The 21,971-nt window shown below is 59.6% G+C and carries 21 protein-coding genes and 1 pseudogene; 8 read left to right on the top strand and 14 right to left on the bottom strand.

What is annotated here, in order from left to right; translation table 11 throughout:
* Positions 1 to 31: 31 nt before the first annotated feature.
* Positions 32 to 1,363, bottom strand: a complete 1,332-nt coding sequence (locus GIV35_RS18690; RefSeq protein WP_003189258.1) for a dicarboxylate/amino acid:cation symporter — start codon at positions 1,361 to 1,363, stop codon at positions 32 to 34.
* Between the two features lie 338 nt (positions 1,364 to 1,701).
* Here GIV35_RS18690 and GIV35_RS18695 point away from each other — a divergent pair, with 338 nt between their 5' ends.
* Positions 1,702 to 2,700, top strand: a complete 999-nt coding sequence (locus GIV35_RS18695) for an AraC family transcriptional regulator (protein WP_105227952.1) — start codon at positions 1,702 to 1,704, stop codon at positions 2,698 to 2,700.
* Positions 2,701 to 2,828: 128 nt separating this feature from the next.
* On the opposite strand, the gene GIV35_RS18700 is transcribed toward GIV35_RS18695, so the two are convergent.
* The 3 genes from GIV35_RS18700 to GIV35_RS18710 are packed head-to-tail and all read right to left on the bottom strand — an operon-like array spanning position 2,829 to position 5,176.
* Complete coding sequence (locus GIV35_RS18700) at positions 2,829 to 4,175, bottom strand: ATP-binding protein (protein ID WP_019817208.1); 1,347 nt, start codon at positions 4,173 to 4,175, stop codon at positions 2,829 to 2,831.
* Positions 4,172 to 4,849 carry a response regulator gene (locus tag GIV35_RS18705; RefSeq protein ID WP_003193559.1) on the bottom strand — a complete coding sequence of 226 codons (678 nt, stop codon included), beginning with the start codon at positions 4,847 to 4,849 and terminating at the stop codon, positions 4,172 to 4,174. Before GIV35_RS18705 ends, GIV35_RS18700 begins: the two co-directional genes overlap by 4 nt.
* Before the next feature lie 18 nt (positions 4,850 to 4,867).
* Positions 4,868 to 5,176, bottom strand: coding sequence for a hypothetical protein (locus GIV35_RS18710; protein ID WP_198716422.1), 309 nt, complete (start codon positions 5,174 to 5,176; stop codon positions 4,868 to 4,870).
* Between the two features lie 138 nt (positions 5,177 to 5,314).
* Between GIV35_RS18710 and GIV35_RS18715 the strand changes: the two genes are divergently transcribed.
* The gene (locus tag GIV35_RS18715) at positions 5,315 to 6,034 is read left to right on the top strand and encodes a 4'-phosphopantetheinyl transferase family protein (protein WP_105227956.1); all 720 of its coding nucleotides are present in this window, start codon (positions 5,315 to 5,317) and stop codon (positions 6,032 to 6,034) included.
* Positions 6,035 to 6,113: 79 nt separating this feature from the next.
* Here the strand turns inward: GIV35_RS18715 and GIV35_RS18720 are convergent, their stop codons facing one another.
* The 3 genes and pseudogenes from GIV35_RS18720 to GIV35_RS27535 all read right to left on the bottom strand — a co-directional run.
* Entirely contained in the window at positions 6,114 to 7,724 is a 1,611-nt protein-coding gene (locus GIV35_RS18720) for an ATP-binding protein (protein WP_105227958.1), read from the bottom strand.
* On the bottom strand, positions 7,721 to 8,446 hold the full coding sequence (locus GIV35_RS18725; RefSeq protein ID WP_213153530.1) for a response regulator: 726 nt from the start codon (positions 8,444 to 8,446) through the stop codon (positions 7,721 to 7,723). The genes GIV35_RS18720 and GIV35_RS18725 overlap by 4 nt, the downstream gene beginning before the upstream one ends.
* A gap of 17 nt (positions 8,447 to 8,463) precedes the next feature.
* Positions 8,464 to 8,574, bottom strand: a pseudogene (locus tag GIV35_RS27535) (outer membrane lipoprotein carrier protein LolA); the annotation flags it as partial.
* A 685-nt stretch (positions 8,575 to 9,259) separates the two neighbouring features.
* On the opposite strand from GIV35_RS27535, the gene GIV35_RS18730 reads away from it, so the two are divergent.
* On the top strand, positions 9,260 to 12,154 hold the full coding sequence (locus tag GIV35_RS18730; protein ID WP_032895655.1) for a ribonucleoside-diphosphate reductase subunit alpha: 2,895 nt from the start codon (positions 9,260 to 9,262) through the stop codon (positions 12,152 to 12,154).
* Positions 12,155 to 12,411: 257 nt separating this feature from the next.
* On the opposite strand, the gene flgE is transcribed toward GIV35_RS18730, so the two are convergent.
* The 6 genes from flgE to GIV35_RS18760 all read right to left on the bottom strand — a co-directional run bounded on the left by flgE (position 12,412) and on the right by GIV35_RS18760 (position 17,467).
* Positions 12,412 to 13,728: a flagellar hook protein FlgE gene (gene flgE / locus GIV35_RS18735; RefSeq protein WP_054922158.1), complete on the bottom strand. Its 1,317-nt coding sequence runs from the start codon at positions 13,726 to 13,728 to the stop codon at positions 12,412 to 12,414.
* 30 nt (positions 13,729 to 13,758) lie between these two features.
* Positions 13,759 to 14,478, bottom strand: a complete 720-nt coding sequence (gene flgD / locus GIV35_RS18740; RefSeq protein ID WP_034128455.1) for a flagellar hook assembly protein FlgD — start codon at positions 14,476 to 14,478, stop codon at positions 13,759 to 13,761.
* A gap of 16 nt (positions 14,479 to 14,494) precedes the next feature.
* On the bottom strand, positions 14,495 to 14,938 hold the full coding sequence (gene flgC, locus GIV35_RS18745; RefSeq protein ID WP_032895649.1) for a flagellar basal body rod protein FlgC: 444 nt from the start codon (positions 14,936 to 14,938) through the stop codon (positions 14,495 to 14,497).
* 3 nt (positions 14,939 to 14,941) lie between these two features.
* A complete protein-coding gene (gene flgB / locus GIV35_RS18750; RefSeq protein WP_034120825.1) occupies positions 14,942 to 15,349 on the bottom strand; it encodes a flagellar basal body rod protein FlgB in 408 nt (135 codons plus the stop codon).
* A 315-nt stretch (positions 15,350 to 15,664) separates the two neighbouring features.
* The gene (cheR, locus tag GIV35_RS18755) at positions 15,665 to 16,492 is read right to left on the bottom strand and encodes a protein-glutamate O-methyltransferase CheR (RefSeq protein ID WP_014719581.1); all 828 of its coding nucleotides are present in this window, start codon (positions 16,490 to 16,492) and stop codon (positions 15,665 to 15,667) included.
* A gap of 42 nt (positions 16,493 to 16,534) precedes the next feature.
* Entirely contained in the window at positions 16,535 to 17,467 is a 933-nt protein-coding gene (locus GIV35_RS18760; protein ID WP_105227970.1) for a chemotaxis protein CheV, read from the bottom strand.
* Between the two features lie 74 nt (positions 17,468 to 17,541).
* On the opposite strand from GIV35_RS18760, the gene flgA reads away from it, so the two are divergent.
* From flgA to GIV35_RS18780, 4 genes are all read left to right on the top strand, one after another.
* Positions 17,542 to 18,306 carry a flagellar basal body P-ring formation chaperone FlgA gene (flgA, locus tag GIV35_RS18765; protein ID WP_105227972.1) on the top strand — a complete coding sequence of 255 codons (765 nt, stop codon included), beginning with the start codon at positions 17,542 to 17,544 and terminating at the stop codon, positions 18,304 to 18,306.
* A gap of 141 nt (positions 18,307 to 18,447) precedes the next feature.
* Complete coding sequence (flgM, locus tag GIV35_RS18770; RefSeq protein ID WP_034128458.1) at positions 18,448 to 18,771, top strand: flagellar biosynthesis anti-sigma factor FlgM; 324 nt, start codon at positions 18,448 to 18,450, stop codon at positions 18,769 to 18,771.
* Positions 18,772 to 18,819: 48 nt separating this feature from the next.
* On the top strand, positions 18,820 to 19,290 hold the full coding sequence (locus tag GIV35_RS18775; RefSeq protein WP_034128459.1) for a flagella synthesis protein FlgN: 471 nt from the start codon (positions 18,820 to 18,822) through the stop codon (positions 19,288 to 19,290).
* A 96-nt stretch (positions 19,291 to 19,386) separates the two neighbouring features.
* Complete coding sequence (locus GIV35_RS18780; protein WP_054922165.1) at positions 19,387 to 20,136, top strand: flagellar brake protein; 750 nt, start codon at positions 19,387 to 19,389, stop codon at positions 20,134 to 20,136.
* Positions 20,137 to 20,196: 60 nt separating this feature from the next.
* On the opposite strand, the gene GIV35_RS18785 is transcribed toward GIV35_RS18780, so the two are convergent.
* Positions 20,197 to 21,570, bottom strand: a complete 1,374-nt coding sequence (locus GIV35_RS18785) for an MFS transporter (RefSeq protein ID WP_213153533.1) — start codon at positions 21,568 to 21,570, stop codon at positions 20,197 to 20,199.
* 179 nt (positions 21,571 to 21,749) lie between these two features.
* On the opposite strand from GIV35_RS18785, the gene GIV35_RS18790 reads away from it, so the two are divergent.
* Positions 21,750 to 21,971, top strand: a 222-nt coding sequence (locus tag GIV35_RS18790; protein ID WP_213153534.1) for a hypothetical protein, incomplete at its 3' end; no start/stop codon positions are given.

Below are 21,971 nucleotides of genomic sequence, written 5' to 3' on the forward strand. Positions count from 1 at the left end.
AGCGTTGGCGTCAGTTCACGCCAACAGCCACTTACTTGACGACAGGCGCCGGGCCTTCAGCCACGCCCAGGTCATCGAGCTCGCGGGTTTCCGAGATACCGGTACCGCCAGACGCCAACTCGCTTTGCAGCTTGTCGGTGTCCAGTTCCTTGACCCACTTGGCCACAACGATGGTGGCAACTGCGTTACCCACCAGGTTGGTCAGCGCACGGGCTTCGGACATGAAACGGTCGATACCCAGGATCAGCGCCAGGCCGGCAACCGGCAGGTGACCAACGGCCGACAGGGTGGCGGCCAGTACGATGAAGCCCGAACCGGTCACGCCAGCAGCGCCTTTGGACGACAGCAGCAGCACCAGCAGCAGGGTGATCTGGTGAGTGATATCCATGTGGGTGTCGGTCGCCTGGGCGATGAACACGGCCGCCATGGTCAGGTAGATCGACGTACCGTCGAGGTTGAAGGAGTAACCGGTTGGAATCACCAGGCCGACCACGGACTTCTTCGCGCCCAGGCGCTCCATCTTGATCAGCATGCGTGGCAGTGCGGATTCGGAAGACGAGGTGCCCAGTACGATCAGCAGTTCTTCACGGATGTAGCGGATCAGCTTCAACACGCTGAAACCGTGAGCGCGGCAGATAGCGCCCAGCACCAGCACCACAAACAGGATGCAGGTGATGTAGAAGCAAATCATCAACTGGCCCAGTTGCACCAGGGAACCGACACCGTAGGCGCCGATGGTGAACGCCATGGCACCCAGGGCACCGATTGGGGCGAGCTTCATGATCATGTTGATGATGTTGAACATCACGTGGGCGAAGCGATCGATGAAGTCCAGCACCGGCTTGCCGTAGGCACCCAGGCGGTGCAGGGCGAAACCGAAGATCACCGAGAACATCAGCACTTGCAGGATGTCGCCGTTGGCGAAGGCGCCGACGATGGTGTTCGGGATGACGTTGAGGATAAAGCCGACGATGCTCTGGTCTTTACCGGCGGTGACGTAGGCTGCCACCTTGGAAGCATCCAGGGTCGCGACGTCGATGTGCATGCCGGCGCCCGGCTGCACCACGTTGACCACGACCAAGCCAATCAGCAGGGCGATGGTGGAAACAATTTCGAAGTACAGCAGCGCGTAGCCGCCGGTCTTGCCCACCGACTTCATGCTTTGCATGCCAGCGATGCCGCTGACCACGGTACAGAAGATGATCGGGGCGATGACCATTTTGATCAGCTTGATAAAGCCGTCACCCAGTGGCTTGAGGGCCACGCCGGTCTGCGGGTAGAAGTGGCCGAGCAAAATACCGATAACGATTGCAACGATCACCTGGAAATACAGGGATTTGTAGATTGGCTGACGAGTCGTCATTGCAAAGTTCCTCAATCGTCCCGTGTGGCAAATATCCGCCATTGCCCACGGCACTTGAATTGCGAACCCTCCTGCACTGGAGGGATTTGTTGTTTGCGAAGCCTGTAGGAGCAAGCCTGCGCTGTAATCCTTATCGCAAACAGCGTGCCACTTTGCTTAAACGCGCTGAAGGCCTTTAGACATCGGGGCTTGGGGTTCACGGGCGACTCCGGAGAGTGCAACACAGTGGCGGATTTCCGCCCACTCATCCTGTCTCGTCCTACAATTTGGCGGATATCCGCCTTGTCGCTCCGCCGGGTGATGGCTACCATTCGCCACTCCATGGATGAGGCCCTTGCATGCGTGAACGTACCATCGCCAGCCATTACGCCCGAGCGGCACTCGGCGGTGCGCGCCGGGTCGGTTTTGACTACTCGGGGGTGTTGCAGCAGGTGGGCATCACCCCGGAACTACTGACCGAACCCCGCGCCCGCATCGCTCCAGAGCAATTTACGCGCTTGCTGCAAATGCTCTGGCTGGGGTTGGATGACGAATACCTCGGATTTGCCGAAGGGCCGAGCAAACGCGGCACTTTCGCCATGATGTGCCACGCGCTGATCCATTGCCGCACGCTGGAGAAGGCGCTGGAGCGCGGCTTATTGTTTTATAGCCTGTTCCCCCAAGGCCCACGCTGGCAGCTGACCAAAGAGGGCGACATGGCGCGCCTGAGCCTGGACGACTCACAGCTATGGGACCCGGACCACTTCCTCAGTGAATGCCTGCTGGTGATCTGGCATCGCCTGGGCAGTTGGTTGATCGGCCAGCGTATCCGGCTGCAGCAGGCCACCTTCAGTTACCCGATGCCAGCCCATGCCGGTGAATACGACCTGCTGTTCCCCTGCCCTCAGGTGTTCGGCGCGCCGAACAGCAGCCTGGTGTTTCCCAGCCGCTACCTGAGCCTGCCGCTGTTGCAGGATGAACGCACCCTCAAGCACTTCTTGCAGCGCTCCCCTGCCGACTTGTTGTCCCGGCCGGATGAAGGCGACAGCCTGAGCAGCCAGTTGCGCCGCCTGCTGAGCCGCGACCGCACGCCCTGGCCAGACCTGGAAGCCGTTGCCCAGCACCTGCACATCAGCCCACAGACCCTGCGCCGCCACCTGCGCGAAGAAGGCACAAGTTTTCAGGCATTGAAGGATGAGCTACGCCGGGATATCGCCATTTACCACCTGGGGCGGGCGGATTTGTCTTTGCAGGAGATCGCCGAGCAGTTGGGATTTTCCGAACCGTCGGCGTTTCATCGGGCGTTCAAGAAGTGGACGGGGTTGACGCCGGGGGCCTACAGAGCGCAGGAGAGTTAGAGGCGTATCGGCTGGGAGGGCCTCATCGCAGGCAAGCCAGCTCCCACAGTTGATCGGGTTTACAAATTTTGATGTGTGAATACATTCAAGTGTGGGAGCTGGCTTGCCTGCGATGAGGCCAGTGCAGATCACAAGGCAGGAAAGTGAATCCTGAACGCCGCCCCACCCAACGCTGAATCCCCCAACGTCAACCGCGCGTGATAGCTTTCGATGATGTCCTTGACCACCGCCAGCCCGATCCCCTGCCCCGGGTGCTGACGGTCGAGCCGTTCGCCGCGCTGCAGGATCCGTGCACGCTGGTCCGGTGGTACGCCGGGGCCGTCGTCTTCGATACACAGCTCAATGCCATCGAGGTTTTCCACCAGGCTGATACGTACTTGCTTGAGGCACAAGCGGTAGGCGTTTTCCAGCAGGTTGCCGAGCATTTCGAGCAACGCACCCTTCTCGATGGGCACTTCGCAGGCCTGCGGTAAATCGAAGGTCACGGTGACCCGCTTGTCGCGGTAAACCTTTTCCAGAGTATCGCACAGGCTTTGCACCACCGGTTCCAGGCGGACCTGATGGCGCACCAGGCCACTTTTACGCAGGCTGGCACGCTGCAGTTGGTAACCGATCTGCTGGCTCATGCGTTCGATCTGCGATTGCAACACCCACGCCTGGCTACGTTCTTCGGGGCGCTGGGCCATGTCTTCGCTCACGCCCTGCAACACCGCCAGTGGCGTTTTCAGGCTGTGGGCCAAGTCATCGAGGGAGTCGCGGTAGCGCGCACGCTGTTCGCGCTCGCTGTGCAGCAAGCGGTTCAGGGAGCCGGTCAGGCGCAGCAGCTCACGGGGGTGTTCTTCGCTGAGGCTTTCGCGGGTGCCGCCTTCGATCTGGTCGAGCTCATGGCTCAGGCGCCGCAGGGCTTGCAGGCCCCAGGTCAGGCCCAGCCACAACAGCGTCAACAGCACCAGCAACGCCGCGCCGAACCCGAGGTAGAGGTTCTCACGCAGGCCTTCGAGGGTCAGTTGGTATTCGCGTACCGGCTGCAGGGCGACAATGCTGAACGCCGCGCTCTTGCCTCCCAGCAGCCGGACCTCGACGTCATACACAAAGAATTCCTGGCCATTGGCCTCGCGAATCCGCGCAAATTCGTTGCCGCGCCCGTCATAGCGCGGTTTGTAGTTGATGTTTTCTTCCTGGGTCGCCCGTGAGCGCCATACCAGATGACCTTCACGGTCGTAGATATAGCCCAACAGCCGACTGTCGGTGAGGTTGAAACGCTCATCGGGCAACTGCGCCGGCATCAGCAGGCGGTTATTGTCGACCCGCGCCGCAGATATCAGGGTGGTCACATCCGACGCCAGGCGCTGTTCGATGGAATCCTGCAGCGCCAGGCTGAACGCGCCTTGCATGGCCGGCAACAAGCCGAGCATAAACAGCACGGCCAGGGTGGCGGCCGCCAGCATCAGGCGCACACGTAGCGAACGAATCAACGGCAGCGCTCATTGAACAGGTAGCCCAGGCCACGCACGGTGTCGATCGGCTTGAACCCTGCCGGGCCTTCCAGCTTGCGGCGCAGGCGGCCGACCAGCACTTCGATCACGTTTGGATCGCGCTCGTCGTCATCCGGGTACAGTTGCTCCATCAAGCGGTCCTTGGCGACCACTTGTTGATGATGACGCATCAAGTATTCGAGGATCCGATACTCATAGGCGGTCAGCGCCAGGGGCTGCTCGTCCAGGGAGGCTTGCTTGCGGTTGAGGTCCAGCAGCAGCGGCCCGGCAACGATAGTCGACTGGGTAAAACCGCTGGAGCGGCGCAGCAAGGCGTTCATGCGTGCCTCCAGCTCTTCGAACTGGAACGGCTTGACCACGTAGTCGTCGGCCCCGGCCGCCAAGCCTTCAACCTTGTCCTGCCAGTTGCCGCGGGCGGTGAGGATCAGGATCGGGAAAGTCTTGGTCTGGGTGCGCAACTGGCGAATCAGGTCCAAGCCGCCCATACCGGGCAGGCCAAGGTCGATGATCGCCAGGTCATGGTTGAACTGGCCGGTCTGGTACAGGGCTTCTTCGGCATTGGCCACGGCTTCGACCACGTGCCCGCTGTCGGTCAGGCGGGTAAACAGGTGATGACGCAGCAGCGCCTCATCTTCCACCACCAGCAATTTCATAAGGTTCTCCACTGCAATTCAACTAGCCGCCAGGGGGATATCATAGCGGCCCTGCAGCTCTTGGGGGCGCAGTTTTATGCCATTGTAGTGGCCAGTCAGGTGCGCGTAGCCGCTGCGATAGTCGGGTTGCGCGGCGTTAGCGCCCAGGGCCTGGCCCCACGGCGCGGCCTGGGTGCCGGCGTCTTCGAAGCTGACACGATGGATCAGGTTGCTGGATTTCTTGGTTTTCTCGCTGCCAAAGGCCGCAAAGGCGCCATCGGACGCCTGCACGCCGGCAGTGGCGCCGAGCATGGTCAAGGCCAACATCAGCTTTTTGATCGCAGTCATGGTGGTTACCTCATACGCATTTAGGCTGTGGGGTCCAGACTACGCAGGCGCCCCTGAACTCCCCCTGAACAGGCTCTGAACCGCAGCTGAACCGCACCGGGCTATCCACTGGCGCGCCAACTCGGCAAAATACCGCGCATGACGCCCCTACCCGCTTGCTGCACCCCACTCGATGATCATTGGCCGTTGCCGGTTTCTTTGCCGGGCACGGTGTTTTTGAGCACGCGATTCGACCCGGCTTTATTGAGCCCCGGTGATTTCCAGCGCTGCGATGTGCCACCGCCTGCGAGCATCCAGCGCTCGGTCGCCAAGCGCCAGGCGGAATTTCTCGCCGGCCGCCTGTGCGCGCGCGAAGCGCTGCAACGACTCGATCATCTGCGCTGCATCCCGGCCATCGGCGAAGACCGCGCCCCGGTCTGGCCAGGGCATATCAGTGGTTCCATCACCCACAGCACCGGGCACGCTGCGGCGATTGTCGGGCACAAGGCGCAATGGCGCGGGCTGGGCATGGACCTGGAGCACCTGCTGTCACTGGAACGGGCCGAACGCCTGGCCGGGGAAATCCTGACGGCCGATGAGTTGCAGCGCATGGCCACCCTACCCCGTGAGCAACACGCCTTGCTGGTGACGCTGACGTTTTCGGTCAAGGAAAGCCTGTTCAAGGCGCTCTATCCGATCGTGCACAAGCGCTTTTATTTCGAGCATGCCGAGGTGTTGGAGTGGTCAGCGGCTGGGGGGGTGCGGTTGCGGTTGCTGACCGATCTTTCGCAAGAATGGAAGCATGGCAAAGAGCTGGAAGGGCAGTTTGTGGTGCAAGGGGAGCAGTTGTTGAGCCTGGTGGCTATCAGCGCCTGGTAGACCGCCATCGCGGGCAAGCCCGGCTCCCACATTGGGAACGCATTCACCTGTGGGAGCTGGCTTGCCTGCGATAGCGGTTTCAGGGTTTATTCTGATCCCTGGGCCAGCTCAGGCTGAAACACGCCCCACCCAGGTTATTGCTCTTGCTGATCAGCGCCCGCCCGCCGTGCCAATAGATAATCCGCCGCACGATCGACAAGCCCAGGCCATGCCCGCCAGAAGCGCGGGTACGGCTGTCATCCAAGCGCAGAAACGGCGTGAAGATACGCTCCCAGGCGCTTTCCGGCACACCAGGACCGTCGTCTTCCACATCAATGCGACAGCGCACCTGCCCCACCTGATAACTGATCAACACCTGGCCTCTGGCGTGGCGCATGGCGTTACTCACCAGATTTTGCAGGGCACGGTGCAAGTAGCGCGGTTCAGCGTCGACCCAAGCGTCATCCCAATGTGCCGAGGACAGGCAAATACCCCGGGTGACGGTGACCTGCGGGCGCAATGGCGATAATTCGCCAATCACCTGATCGAGCAATGCATCAAGGTCTACGCGCTGGAAATTCAGCTCCGGCGCCCCCTGTTCCAAGCGCGCATAAGTGAGCATCTCGTCCACCAGGCCATCGAGGTCCTGGATATCGCCATCCATGCCTTCCAGGTATTTGCGTCGCGCCTCGGGCGTGGCGGCGTCACCGATCATCTCCAGGCCAAAACGCAGGCGCGCGACGGGTGTGCGCAATTCGTGGGAGACCGCCCGCACCAGCTCACGCTGAATCGCCAGCAATTGCTGCAGGTGCTCGGCCATACCATTGAAAGCTGCCGCCAGCCGCCCTACCGAGTCTGCACCGCGAGCGGGTACGCGCACTTCCAGGTTGCCCTTGGCGATACGCGTAGCCGCCGCCTCAAGACCTTTGAGCCGGCGCTCAAGTTGACGCACCAGCAAATAGACGATCAAGCCGATCAAAGTCAGGCCGATCAAGGTGATCAGGATCAGCCATTGCGCCGGGTACGGATTCATCTGGTACAGCGGGCCGATCTCCAGTACCCACGGGGTGCCGACCATGCCGGCAAACACGCGAATCGAATCGCCGCCCTTGCCCAGCGCCATCACCGTATCGCCCTCCGCCACGCGACGCCGCTGGTCGTCGTCCATGTCGGCCTGGTCAAGGGCCATCAGGTGCATTTCAAAACCAAAACCCTTGGCGTGTTTGATGTCGGCCAGGCGCTGGGGCTGTTCGGCCACCGGGAAACGCACCAGTTCGTCGGCCAGCAGGTAAATAGTCGCACGGGCCAATTGCTCGCTGATCTGCTGCACTTCGCCGGTGAGCACCAATTGCTCTTGCTCGCTGACCAACCGCAGCACCCGCGCCGCATGAGGCCCGGTCTGCTCAACCAGGACCTGGCCGCGTTGCAGGCGGTTGCGCTGGCCCAAGTCCAATTGCGCATCGGTGTACGTGCGCAGCTCCAGCGGGATGCCCAGCAAGCGCTCCCACACCGCCAAGGCGCGCTGCCGTTCAATGGTGCTCATGGGTTGCAGGTTATCGCCCATCAACGCAAAGGTGCCGTGGGCCAGGCGCTCACGGTACTGGCCGCTGCGCACGTCATTAAGCAGGTGCAGTGCCAGGGCGCCGAGCAGCGCCACCAGGATCAGCGCCGCGCACATGCCGCCGTAGATGCGCAGGAAGATCGAGTTCACAGCGGCATATCGGCAGCGGCTTCGGGGACGAACAGGTAGCCTTTGCTGCGGATGGTCTTGATCAGGCGTGGGTGGAGCGGATCGTCGCCGATCTTTGGCCGAATGCGCGAGATACGCACGTCAATGGAGCGATCCTGGCCGTCATAACCGATACCGCGCAGCGCTATGAAGATTTCTTCGCGGGACAGGATGCGCCCGGCGTTCGCGACCAGCAGCCACAGCAAGTCGAATTCAGCGCTGGTCAGTTCGATGCTGCCCTCATGCAACCAGGCTTCGCGCAAGGCATTGTCCACCACCAGTGGGCCAAACTGCAGGCGGCGTTGATTTTCCATTACGGGCGGCAACACCGGCTCGCTGCGACGTAGCAGCGCCTGGATACGCGCCAGCAACAAACGCGGACGCACGGGTTTGCACACGTAGTCGTCGGCGCCCATGTCGAGGCCCAGCACCTGGTCCATGTCGTCGGTACGCGCGGTTAGCATCAGGATCACGCCGTCATAGCGCTCGCGCACTTTACGGCAGATGCTCAGGCCGTCTTCGCCGGGCAGCATCAGGTCGAGGATCACCAGGTCCGGCTGCTCGGCGATGATGCGCGCCGCGGCCTTGGCACCATCGCCTTCCACCGACACACGCAGGCCATTGCTTTCCAGGTACTCACGGGTCAACTCGGCGAGTCGCTCGTCGTCCTCGACGATCAGTATCTGCCAGGTTTCTTGCTCCATGCGCTACCTCGGTTCTCTATTGTAGGAGCGAGCTTGCTCGCGAAGGACGCAAGGGCACCGCATTTATCCAGGTTTGCTGCATTATCGTTGACGATTTTCGCGAGCAAGCTCGCTCCTACAGTTGTCATGTGGAGCAAGCATGCTATTGCCCTGATCAAGGCCGATTGTAGCCATGCACCGGCCCTTGAACACAAGCCGGGAAATCCATTCGGTCATGGCGATTTTTTGTGGTAGGGTTCGCGCCCTCAAAATTCCCGCCGGCAGTTTCTACCCGGGAATATTCGGTGACAAACGGTGTAATCCAGTAGTAATGCGGCCTACACGGGTGTTCCATGATTCATACACATTTTACCCACAGCGTTATCCACAGGTAGTGCGTTGCTAAGCCCCCAAAAACGCATTATCTTGTACCTCGGCGCTAAAAAAACCCTACATGTAGGGTTTTCAGCGAAAAGACCAAACACATATCAGACAAGAAACTCAAGCGCTTTCTTGCTCGCGTTTGGTTGAACCAAAGCATTTTTTGAAAGCCCAAACCGCGCACGCGGATGGCAACCGTTTTCCAGCCCGATTGGCAGAAAACGGTACGGGTGTTGCAGGGCTTGAATGGGGCCACTGTCACCCACCAGGAATACGGCGAAGGGCTCCCCGGCCCCGAACCAAAGACTTCGGCATGGAAGCGGCGCGATGAGCTCCCTTCCTCCTGTCCCGAAGTTGTTATGCCAGGCCCAGGCCTGCTGTAAGTGCTTCAGGACGGAACGGTGGGCACCGTGATGGTGCCCAAATAAATATAGAATGTGGAGACACCCCCTCATGCAAACCGACACAACTCGCGAGAACCCGCAGGGCTCCGTGCCGCAGGCCGCCGATTCGAACCTGGATCTGTCCGCCACTGCACCTGGCCAACTGCGCGTGATCAAGCGTAACGGCACTGTCGTTCCTTATACCGATGACAAAATCACCGTCGCCATCACCAAAGCGTTTCTTGCAGTTGAAGGCGGCACCGCTGCCGCTTCGTCGCGCATCCACGACACCGTTGCACGCCTGACCGAACAGGTCACCGCGACCTTCAAGCGTCGCATGCCATCGGGCGGCACTATCCACATCGAAGAAATCCAGGACCAGGTCGAACTGGCCCTGATGCGTGCCGGCGAGCAGAAAGTGGCCCGCGACTACGTGATCTACCGTGATTCGCGCGCCAAGGAACGTGCCGTACGTTCCCCGGCCGAAGAAGCCGCCGTGCAAGCGCACCCGTCGATCCGCATCACCCTGGCCGACGGCAGCTTCGCACCGCTGGATCTGGGCCGCCTGAACACCATCATCACCGAGGCCTGCGAAGGCCTGGAAGAAGTCGACGGTGACCTGATCCAGCGCGAAACCCTGAAGAACCTGTACGACGGCGTGGCCCTGACCGACGTCAACACCGCCCTGGTGATGACCGCCCGCACCCTGGTCGAGCGTGAGCCGAACTACTCGTTCGTGACCGCCCGCCTGCTGATGGACACCCTGCGTGCCGAAGGCCTGGGCTTCCTGAAAGTCGCCGACAGCGCCACTCACCACGAGATGGCCGACCTGTACGCCAAGGCCCTGCCGGCCTACATCGCCAAAGGTATCGAATTCGAATTGCTGAACCCGGTCCTGGCCACCTTCGACCTGGAAAAACTCGGCAAGGCGATCAACCACGAGCGTGACCAGCAGTTCACCTACCTGGGCCTGCAAACCCTGTACGACCGTTACTTCATCCACAAGGACGGCATCCGCTTCGAACTGCCGCAAGTGTTCTTCATGCGCGTGGCCATGGGCCTGGCGATCGAAGAGAAGAACAAAGAAGACCGTGCGATCGAGTTCTACAACCTGCTGTCGTCCTTCGACTACATGTCGTCGACCCCGACCCTGTTCAACGCCGGCACCCTGCGTCCACAGCTGTCGAGCTGCTACCTGACCACCGTGCCGGATGACCTGTCGGGCATCTACCACGCGATCCACGACAACGCCATGCTGTCCAAATTCGCCGGCGGCCTGGGCAACGACTGGACACCGGTGCGTGCACTGGGTTCTTACATCAAGGGCACCAACGGCAAGTCCCAGGGCGTCGTACCGTTCCTGAAAGTGGTGAACGACACCGCCGTTGCCGTGAATCAGGGTGGCAAGCGCAAAGGCGCTGTATGTGCCTACCTGGAAACCTGGCACATGGACATTGAAGAGTTCATCGAGCTGCGCAAGAACACCGGTGATGACCGTCGTCGTACCCACGACATGAACACCGCCAACTGGATCCCTGACCTGTTCATGAAGCGCGTCTTCGATGACGGTAAGTGGACCCTGTTCTCGCCATCCGAAGTGCCGGACCTGCACGACCTGACCGGCAAGGCCTTCGAAGAGCGCTACGAGTACTACGAAGCCCTCACCGAGTACCCGGGCAAGGTCAAGCTGTTCAAGACCATCCAGGCCAAAGACCTGTGGCGCAAAATGCTGTCCATGCTGTTCGAAACCGGCCACCCATGGCTGACCTTCAAGGACCCATGCAACCTGCGCAGCCCGCAGCAGCACGTGGGCGTGGTCCACAGCTCGAACCTGTGCACCGAGATCACCTTGAACACCAACAAGGACGAGATCGCCGTTTGCAACCTGGGCTCGATCAACCTGCCGAACCACATCGTCAACGGCAAGCTGGACACCGCCAAGCTGGAGCGCACCGTCAACACCGCCGTACGCATGCTCGATAACGTCATCGACATCAACTACTACTCGGTGCCACAGGCGCAGAACTCCAACTTCAAGCACCGTCCGGTTGGCCTGGGGATCATGGGCTTCCAGGACGCGTTGTACCTGCAGCACATCCCTTACGGTTCCGATGCAGCGGTCGAGTTTGCCGACAAGTCCATGGAAGCGGTCAGCTACTACGCGATCCAGGCTTCCTGCGACCTGGCCGACGAGCGCGGCGCCTACGAGACGTTCCAGGGTTCGCTGTGGTCCAAGGGCATCCTGCCGCTGGATTCGCAACAGATCCTGATCGAAGCCCGTGGCCAGAAGTACATCGACGTCGACCTGAACGAAACCCTGGACTGGGCACCGGTACGTGCCCGTGTGCAGAAAGGTATTCGTAACTCCAACATCATGGCCATCGCACCGACCGCCACCATCGCCAACATCACTGGCGTGTCGCAGTCGATCGAACCGACCTACCAGAACCTGTATGTGAAATCGAACCTGTCGGGCGAATTCACAGTGATCAACCCGTACCTGGTTCGCGACCTGAAAGCTCGTGGCCTGTGGGACTCGGTCATGATCAACGACCTGAAGTACTACGACGGTTCCGTGCAGCAGATCGAGCGCATCCCGCAAGAACTCAAAGAGCTCTACGCGACCGCCTTTGAAGTGGACACCAAGTGGATCGTTGACGCCGCCAGCCGTCGTCAGAAGTGGATCGACCAGGCCCAGTCCCTGAACCTGTACATTGCCGGCGCTTCGGGCAAGAAGCTGGACGTGACCTACCGCATGGCGTGGTACCGTGGCCTGAAAACCACTTACTACCTCCGTGCCCTGGCCGCCACCAGCACCGAGAAGTCGACCATCAACACCGGCAAGCTGAACGCAGTGTCCAGCGGCAACCACGGTGATGACTCGGTACTCGCAGCGCCAGCCGGCCCGGCACCTGTGCCAAAGGCCTGCGCGATTGACGAGCCGGATTGCGAAGCTTGCCAATAAGCTGAACCTGCCCTGGGTTTAACCACCCGAGGCAGAAAAGCCCCCGATACACCTAGGGTGTATCGGGGGCTTTTTCTTGGGCGGGCATAAAGCCCTTGTTGCTGTATTGCTGTTCGGTCAATACCTGGATGGACAGCGTGAAGCAGATGCAAATGTGGGAGGGGGCTTGCTCCCGATAGGGTGTCAGTCAATGGATACTTGGCTGATACACCGCTATCGGGGGCAAGCCCCCTCCCACATTGTAAAGCGCTAACCTATCAGGTCATCTGAATGATGGTCTGCATGATGGTGCTTTGGGTGGAGATGGTCTTGGCGTTCGCCTGGTAGTTGCTCTGGGCCTTGATCAGGTCCACCAACTCGTTGGTCAGGTTGACGTTGGAGTTCTCCAGGGAGGAGGCCTTGATCGACCCCAGAGTGCCAGATTCCGGTGCGTCGTAGCCCGGCTGGCCCGACGCGAAGGTCTCTTTCCAGGTCGTACCACCGGCGGGCTGCAGGCCCTGCTCGTTGTTGAAGCTGGCCAGGGAAATCTGGCCGATGGCCTTGCTCTGCTGGTTACTGAAGGTGGCGAAGAGCACGCCGCTGCCATCGATCTTCAGGCCGGTGATCTGGCCGGTGGCGTAACCATCTGTGACCGGCGGGTTACGGTAGCTGGCCGAGTTGTACTGGGTGACAGTGCCCATGTTGATGGCGATGCCGTCCTTGTTAGCCGTCGCATCGTTAGCTTTCCATACGCCATCGGTCACCGTGCCAGGTACCCAATCCTTGATGGTCAAGGTGTTACCGGCAACACCGCCGGTCACGATGCTCTTGAGGTTGCCAGCACCATCGAAGCTCAACGTCGACGGCACAGGCGCCTTCACGTCAGCACCGGTACCGGTAGGAGCCGAACCATCAGGATTGCGGCCATCGATCAAGGTGTAGGCCTGCCACTGGTTGGCATCGGTTTTGACCAGGTACTGCACCATTGGGTGCGCATTACCCTGGGAGTCGTACAAGGTGGTGCTGTATTGCGTGGTGAAGCTTTCGGACTTGGTTGGATCAAACGGGTTCTTGGACTGATCGATCACCGGCGACGAGGAGTTCAGGTTGCTGGAAGAGTCCACCTTGGTAGACGCCTTCGGCGGCAGGTTCGCCAGGTTCAGCTGCAGGTCAACCAGGCCGCCTTTGGTGATTTTGCCATTCTCGTCCGCGGCATAGCCTTGCAGGCGCGAGGTGCCGGTATTGTTGGTGATATAGCCGTCTTTGTCCGCACGGAAAGCACCGCTACGGGTGTATTCCAGCGAACCGTCGCTGCCCTTCTGCACGAAGAAGCCACCACCCTGGATCGCCATGTCGAGGATGCCGCCACTCCCGTTGACGTCGCCCTGGGTGAACTGCTGGGACACCGCCGCCAGGTTCACACCGTTGCCGATGCTGTTCTGGCCGGTGCCCAGCTTGGAGGCCGCATAGATATCCGCGAATTCCGCACGGGATGACTTGAAGCCAGTGGTCGCGACGTTGGCGATGTTGTTGCCGGTCACGTCCAGTTGTTTGTTGGCCGCATAGAGGCCGCTAAGGCCGATGTTAAAAGACATGTTTCTCTCCTCTGCCGTATTTAGCCGGCTCTATGTACCGATAGTCTGAATTTGCGACAGCTTGACGCTGCCCATGCCGCCTGCAAGGTTGAGCAGCATTTCGCCGCCGGTCTTGCTCAGGGTCACGCTGGTGACCGTGGCTGGTAGCGAGGTGGTCAGGGCCACCGCGTCACCTTTGTCGTTCTTGGTGGAAGCATTGAAGGTGTAGGTGCCGGCTGGGGCGACCTCACCCTTGTCGTTCTTGCCGTCCCAGATAAAGCTCTGGCTGCCGGCACTCTGCGCGCCCATATCCACGGTGCGTACGACGTTGCCGTCCTTGTCGGTGATCTTGACGGACACGTTGCCAACAGCCGATGGCACCGCCACTGAACCGTTCATGCTCTTGCTGGTATCCACCATGGCTTTGTCGGTCTGGATAATGATCGACCGCCCCACCAGCGACGAAGCCTGCAGCGCTTGAGAAGAGCTGAAGTTGCTGGAGATGTTGTTCACCGAGTCGTTCAGGGTGTTGATGCCTTCCAGGCTGCTGAACTGGGCAAGCTGGGCCACGAACGCGCCGTTGTCCTGGGGCGACAGCGGGTTCTGGTTTTTCAGCTGGGTCACCAGCAACTGCAGGAATGCGTCCTTGCCCAGCGCCTGGTTACCCGTGGCCGCTTTGGAAACATTCGAGACATTGTTCGACGCGTCCTTGACCTTGGAGTTGAACAGGTCCTGGACAGCCGTGTTGTTTGACGTATCAACGATGGCCATTATTTGGCGCCCCTTATCACTGACCCAGGGTCAGGACCTTCTGCATCATGGTTTTGGCGGTGTTCATCATTTCCGCGTTGGTCTGGAACGAACGGCTGGCGGAAATCATGTCAGCCATTTCCTCGACCACGTTGACGTTGGGGTAGTAGACGTAACCCTTTTCGTTCGCGGCAGGATGGTTGGGCTCGTAACGGGCCTCCAGGTTGCTCTGGTCTTCGACCACGCCCAACACCTGCACGCCGGAGCCGGCTGCGTCCTGATTCTGGAACAGCGACTCGCTGCCGCCTGCCTGGCCACCCTGGAACATGGTGGCGAATACCGGATGGCGGGCGCGATAGGTCTGGTCAATGCTCGAGGAGACGGTCTCGGCGTTGGCGATGTTACTGGCGACGGTGTTCAAACGCGTGGTCTGCGCGCTCATGCCACTGCCGGCAATATTGAAAACACTGGACAGGGACATGGCTTACTCTCCGCGCAGGGCTGACATCAGCCCTTTGAATTTGCTGTTGAGCAGGGTGAAGCTGGCCTGGAAGTTCACCGAGTTTTCGGCGTAGTTCGATTGCTCCAACTGGGCGTCAACGGTGTTCTGGTCGATCGACGGCTGCATCGGCGTGCGATACAGCAGCGACTCGTCACCATTGCCCAGGCCTTGCGCTTCGATATGACGGCTATTGGTCATGTTCAAGGCGAAGGTGCCGTTCTTGGTCTTGTCCTGTTGTGCGGCGAGCACGGCGGAGAAGTCCAGGTCCCGAGCTTTGTAGTTCGGGGTGTCGGCGTTGGCGATGTTGTTGGCCAGGACTTCGGCACGCTGGGCGCGGAAGCCCAGGGCTTGTTCGTGGATACCGAGCGCTTTATCGAAGCTGATGCTCATGGCGGAAACCTTTAGGCTGACCTGCTGTTCGTTAGCAGGGTTATAGCAAGGTGTATGCCAAACTTGCGAAAGCCCCGTATATCAAGGGTTTCGAAGGGAGTTGCCGGCGACTATGCCAGAAAAGCGGCAAGCGATTTCCGCGTAGTGCCAGTAAAGCGGCAATGGGCAGTTGCCGCTTTACGCCAGCTTGCCGAGAAAACAAATGTGGGAGCCGGCTTGCCTGCGATGGCGGAGTGCCTGCCGACCTATTCGTCGACTGACAAAACGCTATCGCGGGCAAGCCCGGCTCCCACAGTTTTATTGCCTGTACCCGGACTACTTGGCCTGATAGATGATTCCCGGGCTGCACTGCACCATCTGGAAGTGATCCGGCAGGCCGTTCAATGCCTCGGAGGCACCGAGGAACAGATAACCTCCGCGCTTGAGCGTGCCATGGATACGCAGCAGGATGTCTTTCTTCACTTCAGCGGAGAAATAGATCAGCACATTGCGGCAGAACACCATGTCGAACTTGCCCAGGCTGGCGTAGCTGTCGAGCAGGTTGAACGAGCGGAATTCGACGCGATTCTTGATCGGCGCCTTGATCGCCCAACGCCCCGCCCCTTTGGGATCGAAGTAACGTTGAAGGCGCTCCTGGGACAAGCCTCGGCCCAACGCCAGGCTGTCGTACTCACCGGTCTTGCAGTTGGTGAGCATAGTGCCGGACAAGTCCGTGGCCACAATTTGCGCGCCGGCTTTCAACTGGCCCATGTTGGTCCGCTCGAACTCGTCGATGGACATCGAGATCGAGTACGGTTCCTGCCCCGAGGAACAGGCCGCCGACCAGATGCGCAGGCGCTGGCCCGGGCTGGCCTTGATGGCTTCCGGCAAGACTTTGTTCTTGAGCACTTCAAAGGGATAGGTATCGCGAAACCACAAGGTTTCGTTGGTAGTCATGGCATCGACCACCATTTCCTTGAGCCCACTGCGCGGCTGCCCCTGGATCCGCTGGACCAACTCACCCAGGGACTTGATGCCCTGCTGTTCCATCAGCTTGTTGAGACGGCTGGATACCAGGTACTGCTTGTTTTCACCGAGCAATATGCCACAGGCTTTTTCCAGGAAGACCCGGAACTGTTCGAAATCCAAATTACCCGTAGACAATGATGCCGCCTCTTAAATCGTGTGACCGCCGGGGGAAATCCCCTAGCCGTGATCTGCTGCCTTGATCCGGTCGACTACCCGGGATGCGAGGTCATCAGGACGGAACTTGGCCAGAAAGTCATCCGCACCGACCTTCTTGACCATTGCCTGATTGAATACCCCCGACAACGAAGTATGCAGGATGATATGCAATTTTTGCATGCGTGGATCGTTACGTATTTCGGCCGTGAGCGTGTAGCCATCCATTTCCGGCATCTCGATGTCAGAGATCATCATCAAGAATTCTTCTTCAGGCTTCCTGCCTTCGTCCGCCAGCTTGCGCAGGTAATCCAAGGCCTGGCGGCCATCATTGAGGGCTACCACCTCAACCCCGACCGTTTGCAGGCAACGCGTGACCTGCTTGCGCGCCACAGAAGAGTCGTCCACGGTCAACACACGCAGCGAAACCGCCTTGTGTGCCGTTTCGGCATCCACCACCCCGACGGAAATGGTTTCCGACGTGGGGGCCACTTCGGCGAGGATCTTCTCCACGTCGATGATTTCCACCAACTGGTTATCGACCCGCGTCACCGCCGTCAGGTAGTGATCGCGCCCCGTGCCCTTGGGCGGCGGATGGATCTCTTCCCAGTTCATATTGACGATGCGCTCCACCGAGCGCACCAGGAAACCCTGGGTCTTGGTGTTGTATTCGGTGATGATCACGAAGGGGTTCTGGCGGTCTTGCAAACCCGCGGCCCCCGTGGCCATGGCCAGGTCAAGAATCGGAATGGTCGCACCACGGATGTTGGCCACGCCGCACACCACCGGACTGGACTTGGGCATGATCGTCAACTTGGGACATTGCAGCACTTCACGCACTTTAAACACGTTGATGCCATACAACTGTTTGCCATCCAGGCGGAAAAGCAACAACTCCAGGCGATTCTGCCCTACCAGCTGTGTGCGCTGGTTTACTGAATCCATTACACCTGCCATGCCCAGACTCCTAAATCCTAGGGGTACGACGCGTACCCAACACTAAACGGCACGAGCTTTGCTATTTACTGAGTATGGATATTAAAACGACAGTTTCCCGACACCCTGGCCGCTCACGCTACCGTAGACTGCTCTGCGCCGCGATGGCACTGCTTGTCTCGGGCCTGGGCGTCACGGCCCGTGCCGACAACGTCACCCTGCCTGATCTACTTATCGGCGTCACCCAAGGCTTTCTTGAGTTCACTGTAGAAGATTATCTGGCGACTACCCAGACGCCGGGGCGTTATGAAATTCAGGTCAACCAGTTGGACCCTCGCTTGCGCATGCCACTGTGCGACAAGGAATTGACAGCCACTCTGGAAAGCCCCGCCCAGCCCATCGGCCGTGTGACCGTAAAGGTACGCTGTGAGGGCGCCTCGCCCTGGACGGTTTTCGTACCGGCTCAGGTCAAGCTGTATCGCGATGTGGTGGTAGTGGCGCGACCGTTGAAGCGCACGGGCATCATCGGCTACGACGACGTGGCGTTGCGCGAGCGGGATATCAGCTTGATCAACCAGGGCTACCTGACGTCGCTGGACCAGGCCGTCGGGCAGAAACTCACGCGGCCAGTGGTCACCGACCAAGTCCTCACGCTGGTTCATCTGGAACAGGCCGAGGTGATTCGCAAGGGTGACCAGGTGGTAATTTCCGCCAGCAGCGGCGGCCTGAACGTCAGGATGCCGGGCGAGGCGCTGTCAAATGGCGGCATGAGCGAACAGATCCGCGTCAAGAACCTCAACTCCAATCGCGTGATCAAGGCGCGGGTCACGGCACCAGGCCAGGTCGAGGTGGCGCTATAGATGACTGGAATCAAATGCCAGCTTTTCCTACACTGTGTGCTGGATATTGAGCCGAACAGGTTTATTGTCAATCGAGCCTAAAGTTTGCCCGGGTATGGCCGAAAACATGGCAAGCGTCCAAATACCCAGAGGTTTTTCAACATGGTCATTGATTTCAGTCGTTTGAATAACGCCCCGGCTTTGCCCGGCAATACGCGCACCGGCGGTACCAAGGACAGCGTAGAGGCCAAGCCGCAGCCCTTGCCTGCCAAAGCAGAACAGGCCGCCGCCAGCCAGAGTGGGGAATCGGTACACCTGAGCAATGAGGCTCAACAGTTGCAGAAGGTCACTGACTCGCTGCGCGATCAACCCGTCGTCAATAAAGCCCGCGTGGCCGAGTTGAAACAGGCTATCGCCGATGGCAGCTATAAAGTCGACAGCAACCGTGTAGCCAGCAAGCTGCTCAACTTCGAAGCCGAGCGCTAGGCAAAAGCCTGCGCAGGGCTTTTGGACGCTTAAAACCCAAGGCCAGCCATGCACCACGACGAACATTTGCTCCAACTGATCATTGATGATCTGGCGCCGACGCAACAATTGCTCGAGCTGCTCAAGGAAGAATCACTGGCCTTGTACGGCCGGGATATGCCCTTGCTGGAAGAAATCCTGGCGCGCAAACAGTCGCTGATTGTCTTGCTCGAACAGCACGGCAAGAAACGCAGCGAGATTCTGATCAGCCTGGGCCTGCCCGCCGATCATGATGGCCTGGCACAACTGGCCAGCCACTCCTCAGTCGGCGATCAACTGCTGGCACAAAGCAAAGAACTCAATCATTTGCTCGCCCAGTGCCAGGAAGCCAACCTGCTCAACGGCCAGTCGATCCAGCTTCAGCAAGCCACCACCGCCAATCAGTTGCGCATACTGCACGGCGGAGAGCCTCCGGCCCTGTATAACGCCCAAGGCTCCACCTCACGCCTGATCAAACCAAGCACCCGCAGCCAAGCCTGACGCCGGTTTACAGCGCGACCTATCCAAGGCGCGCTACATACTGGCAAAATGCCGGCTCTTGCGTGTAGTCGTATTTTGTCTGGAGATGGAAGAACCGTGTTCAACGCCCTTAATGCGGAAGATGCACCGCAGCCCCCCAAGGTGCTCACCACGCCTCTGGAAATCGCCAGCACGTTGCGGATGCTGCAAGAAAGCCATGACCCGCTGATCATCACCTTCCACGAACGTAGCCAGCGCTTCCAGAGCTACCTGGTGGACATCGACCGGGACAGCAAGACGCTGGTACTGGACGAAATGATTCCCCGCGACGGTGAACGCTATCTTGAGAATGGCGAAGCCTTCCGTATCGAAGGTTTCCATGAGGGCGTGCGGGTTGCCTGGGAAAGCAACGGCACCTTGACCATCAGCGAGAAAGGCGGCCACCGCATCTACAGCGGCAGCCTGCCCGGCGAAGTGGTTTACCACCAAAGACGCAATGCCTTCCGCGCCGCACTGAAACTCGCGCAATTGGTGGATATTCAGTTAGGTGGCGAGAAGCTCAAGGTGCCTGTCAGCGGTAAGCTGTTGGACATCTCGGCAACCGGCTGCAAATTGCGCTTTGAAGGCGACATCTCCGAGCGTCTGCAGTTAGGCCAGGTCTATGATCGCTTTATCGCTGCCCTGCCCTTCGGCAGCATGACCACCTCTGTGGAACTGCGCTATCTGCACTTCGAAGACAAGATCAACACCACCTTTGCCGGCGTGCGCTTTCATAACATGAGTGGCTTGGTGCAGCGACAAGTGGAACGCTTTGTCTACCAATTACAGCGTGAAGCTCGGCGCTTCGATAAAGACGACGATCTCTAAGCGTTAGACGCTGAGATAAAAAAACGGGCAGATCCTGATGGAATCTGCCCGTTTTTTCGTTCAGGGGCGTGCCCTGCTTAAGTCATGGGGATGTTCGTCCGGATCTGGTGGCTCGTGCGGCTCTTCGCTCGTCGGCTCATCGGTTTCAGGGGCAGCCTCTGGATCGGGCACAGTGACTTGCATCTGATCCTGTACCACCTGCTCATCCACCCGCGGGTCAAGGGCAGCCACCAAAGGCGAACTGGACATGCTGTCGGGCATCGCCACGTGATGCAGCGGCGCGTCATCGACCTGATGCAGGTTGGTCACCGCCTTGGGGCGAATGCGCCACACCAGGATCAATGCACACAGGCTGAAAAACGCATAGAGCATCTGGCTGCCGAATAGCTTCATTACCACACCGGCCAACAGCGGCCCCACGCTGGCGCCGATCCCGTAGGTCACCAGCAACATGGCCGTCAGCGATACCCGACGATCGCCTTCCACATGGTCGTTGGAAAAGGCCACTGCCAAAGGGTAAAGGCAGAACTGCACCAGCGAACAGAAGAAGCCCGCCACGAACAACACTTCCAGCGGAACCTGCGTCATGATTGCCAACGGCAAGGCCGTCACCGCCAGGCACAAGGCGAAGCAGCGAATCAGCAGCGCGCGGTCATAGCGGTCTGACAACCAGCCCAGTGGCCACTGCACGACCAATCCAGCAAAAATGCAGCTACCCATGAACAGGCCGACTTGCTCGGTCGTCAGGCCCTGCTGAGAGGCGTACAGCGGTGCCAAGCCGTAGAACGAACCGACGATCAACCCAGCGCCCAACACGGTGCTGAGCGACTGCGGCACGCGCTTGATAAAGAAGCGCGGCTCCATCGGGGCCGGGTGCAGTGGGGCCGGGTGAATGCGTCGAGTCATTGCCACCGGGACCAGGCACAGGGCAAAGCACAACGCCACGAGCATCAACAGCTCAAGCCCAAGATGGGGGTGCATGACCAGGATCAGCTGGCCCAGCACCAACCCAAGGTAGGACGCAATCATGTAGCCGCTGAACACTACACCGCGCTGCTTGGCATCCGCCTGCTCGTTGAGCCAACTCTCGATGACCATGTACTGGCACATCATCCCCAGGCCCACGATCATCCGCAGCACGATCCAGGCTGGCAGCCAATCAATCAAACCGTGCCCCAGCACCGCTGCACCGACGATGCCCGCGCAGGTGGCGTAGGCGCGAATATGCCCGACCCGGGCGATGAGTCGGTGTCCGAGCTTACCGCCCAGCACCAAGCCAAAATAGTTGGCGGCCATCAGCGCACCGACCCACAGGCTGTCGACATTGTCTGCTGCCAGACGCAAAGCCAGATAAGTACTAAGTAGGCCGGAGCCGATCAGCATCATCAAAGAGGCGAAATAAAGGGCTCGAAAAGATTTCCAGATCTGGCGCATCGGCGTTCCGAGCGGCTCCTTGCGGTGAGGGTAGGGCTATCAGCATGATAGTCCGGGGCGGTTGAATCCGGACAGGCAGCAGGGCCTGTTCCCGGCGATTATTTTGTTTCACAGCTCAGACGCTACGCGGGTGTCTGTGAGGTACATAACCGTGGAGATAAATACACGGCGCACCACCTGTGAACCTTGATAACACGCAAGGTTCGACTGGTATTCGGGTATCTGTACAAAAGGTTTCAATGGAGCGCTGTGCAGGCTTTGGAAGTTGGCGTGCTTTTCGAGCGCCCAAAACAAAACCCCAACTGCTTTCGCAATTGGGGTTTCGGAATTTAATCTTGACGATGACCTACTCTCACATGGGGAAACCCCACACTACCATCGGCGATGCATCGTTTCACTGC

The organism is Pseudomonas sp. PA-1-6B, assembly GCF_021609545.1.
In the GTDB taxonomy this organism is placed as follows: domain Bacteria; phylum Pseudomonadota; class Gammaproteobacteria; order Pseudomonadales; family Pseudomonadaceae; genus Aquipseudomonas; species Aquipseudomonas fluorescens_BV.

Bases quoted from the DNA above. Each gene is read 5' to 3' on its own strand.
- GIV35_RS18690 (WP_003189258.1), bottom strand. From the start codon at position 1,363: ATGACGACTCGTCAGCCAATCTACAAATCCCTGTATTTCCAGGTGATC.
- GIV35_RS18695 (WP_105227952.1), top strand. From the start codon at position 1,702: ATGCGTGAACGTACCATCGCCAGCCATTACGCCCGAGCGGCACTCGGC.
- GIV35_RS18705 (WP_003193559.1), bottom strand. From the start codon at position 4,849: ATGAAATTGCTGGTGGTGGAAGATGAGGCGCTGCTGCGTCATCACCTG.
- GIV35_RS18710 (WP_198716422.1), bottom strand. From the start codon at position 5,176: ATGACTGCGATCAAAAAGCTGATGTTGGCCTTGACCATGCTCGGCGCC.
- GIV35_RS18715 (WP_105227956.1), top strand. From the start codon at position 5,315: ATGACGCCCCTACCCGCTTGCTGCACCCCACTCGATGATCATTGGCCG.
- GIV35_RS18725 (WP_213153530.1), bottom strand. From the start codon at position 8,446: ATGGAGCAAGAAACCTGGCAGATACTGATCGTCGAGGACGACGAGCGA.
- GIV35_RS18730 (WP_032895655.1), top strand. From the start codon at position 9,260: ATGCAAACCGACACAACTCGCGAGAACCCGCAGGGCTCCGTGCCGCAG.
- flgE (WP_054922158.1), bottom strand. From the start codon at position 13,728: ATGTCTTTTAACATCGGCCTTAGCGGCCTCTATGCGGCCAACAAACAA.
- flgD (WP_034128455.1), bottom strand. From the start codon at position 14,478: ATGGCCATCGTTGATACGTCAAACAACACGGCTGTCCAGGACCTGTTC.
- flgC (WP_032895649.1), bottom strand. From the start codon at position 14,938: ATGTCCCTGTCCAGTGTTTTCAATATTGCCGGCAGTGGCATGAGCGCG.
- flgB (WP_034120825.1), bottom strand. From the start codon at position 15,349: ATGAGCATCAGCTTCGATAAAGCGCTCGGTATCCACGAACAAGCCCTG.
- GIV35_RS18760 (WP_105227970.1), bottom strand. From the start codon at position 17,467: ATGGCAGGTGTAATGGATTCAGTAAACCAGCGCACACAGCTGGTAGGG.
- flgA (WP_105227972.1), top strand. From the start codon at position 17,542: ATGGATATTAAAACGACAGTTTCCCGACACCCTGGCCGCTCACGCTAC.
- flgM (WP_034128458.1), top strand. From the start codon at position 18,448: ATGGTCATTGATTTCAGTCGTTTGAATAACGCCCCGGCTTTGCCCGGC.
- GIV35_RS18775 (WP_034128459.1), top strand. From the start codon at position 18,820: ATGCACCACGACGAACATTTGCTCCAACTGATCATTGATGATCTGGCG.
- GIV35_RS18785 (WP_213153533.1), bottom strand. From the start codon at position 21,570: ATGCGCCAGATCTGGAAATCTTTTCGAGCCCTTTATTTCGCCTCTTTG.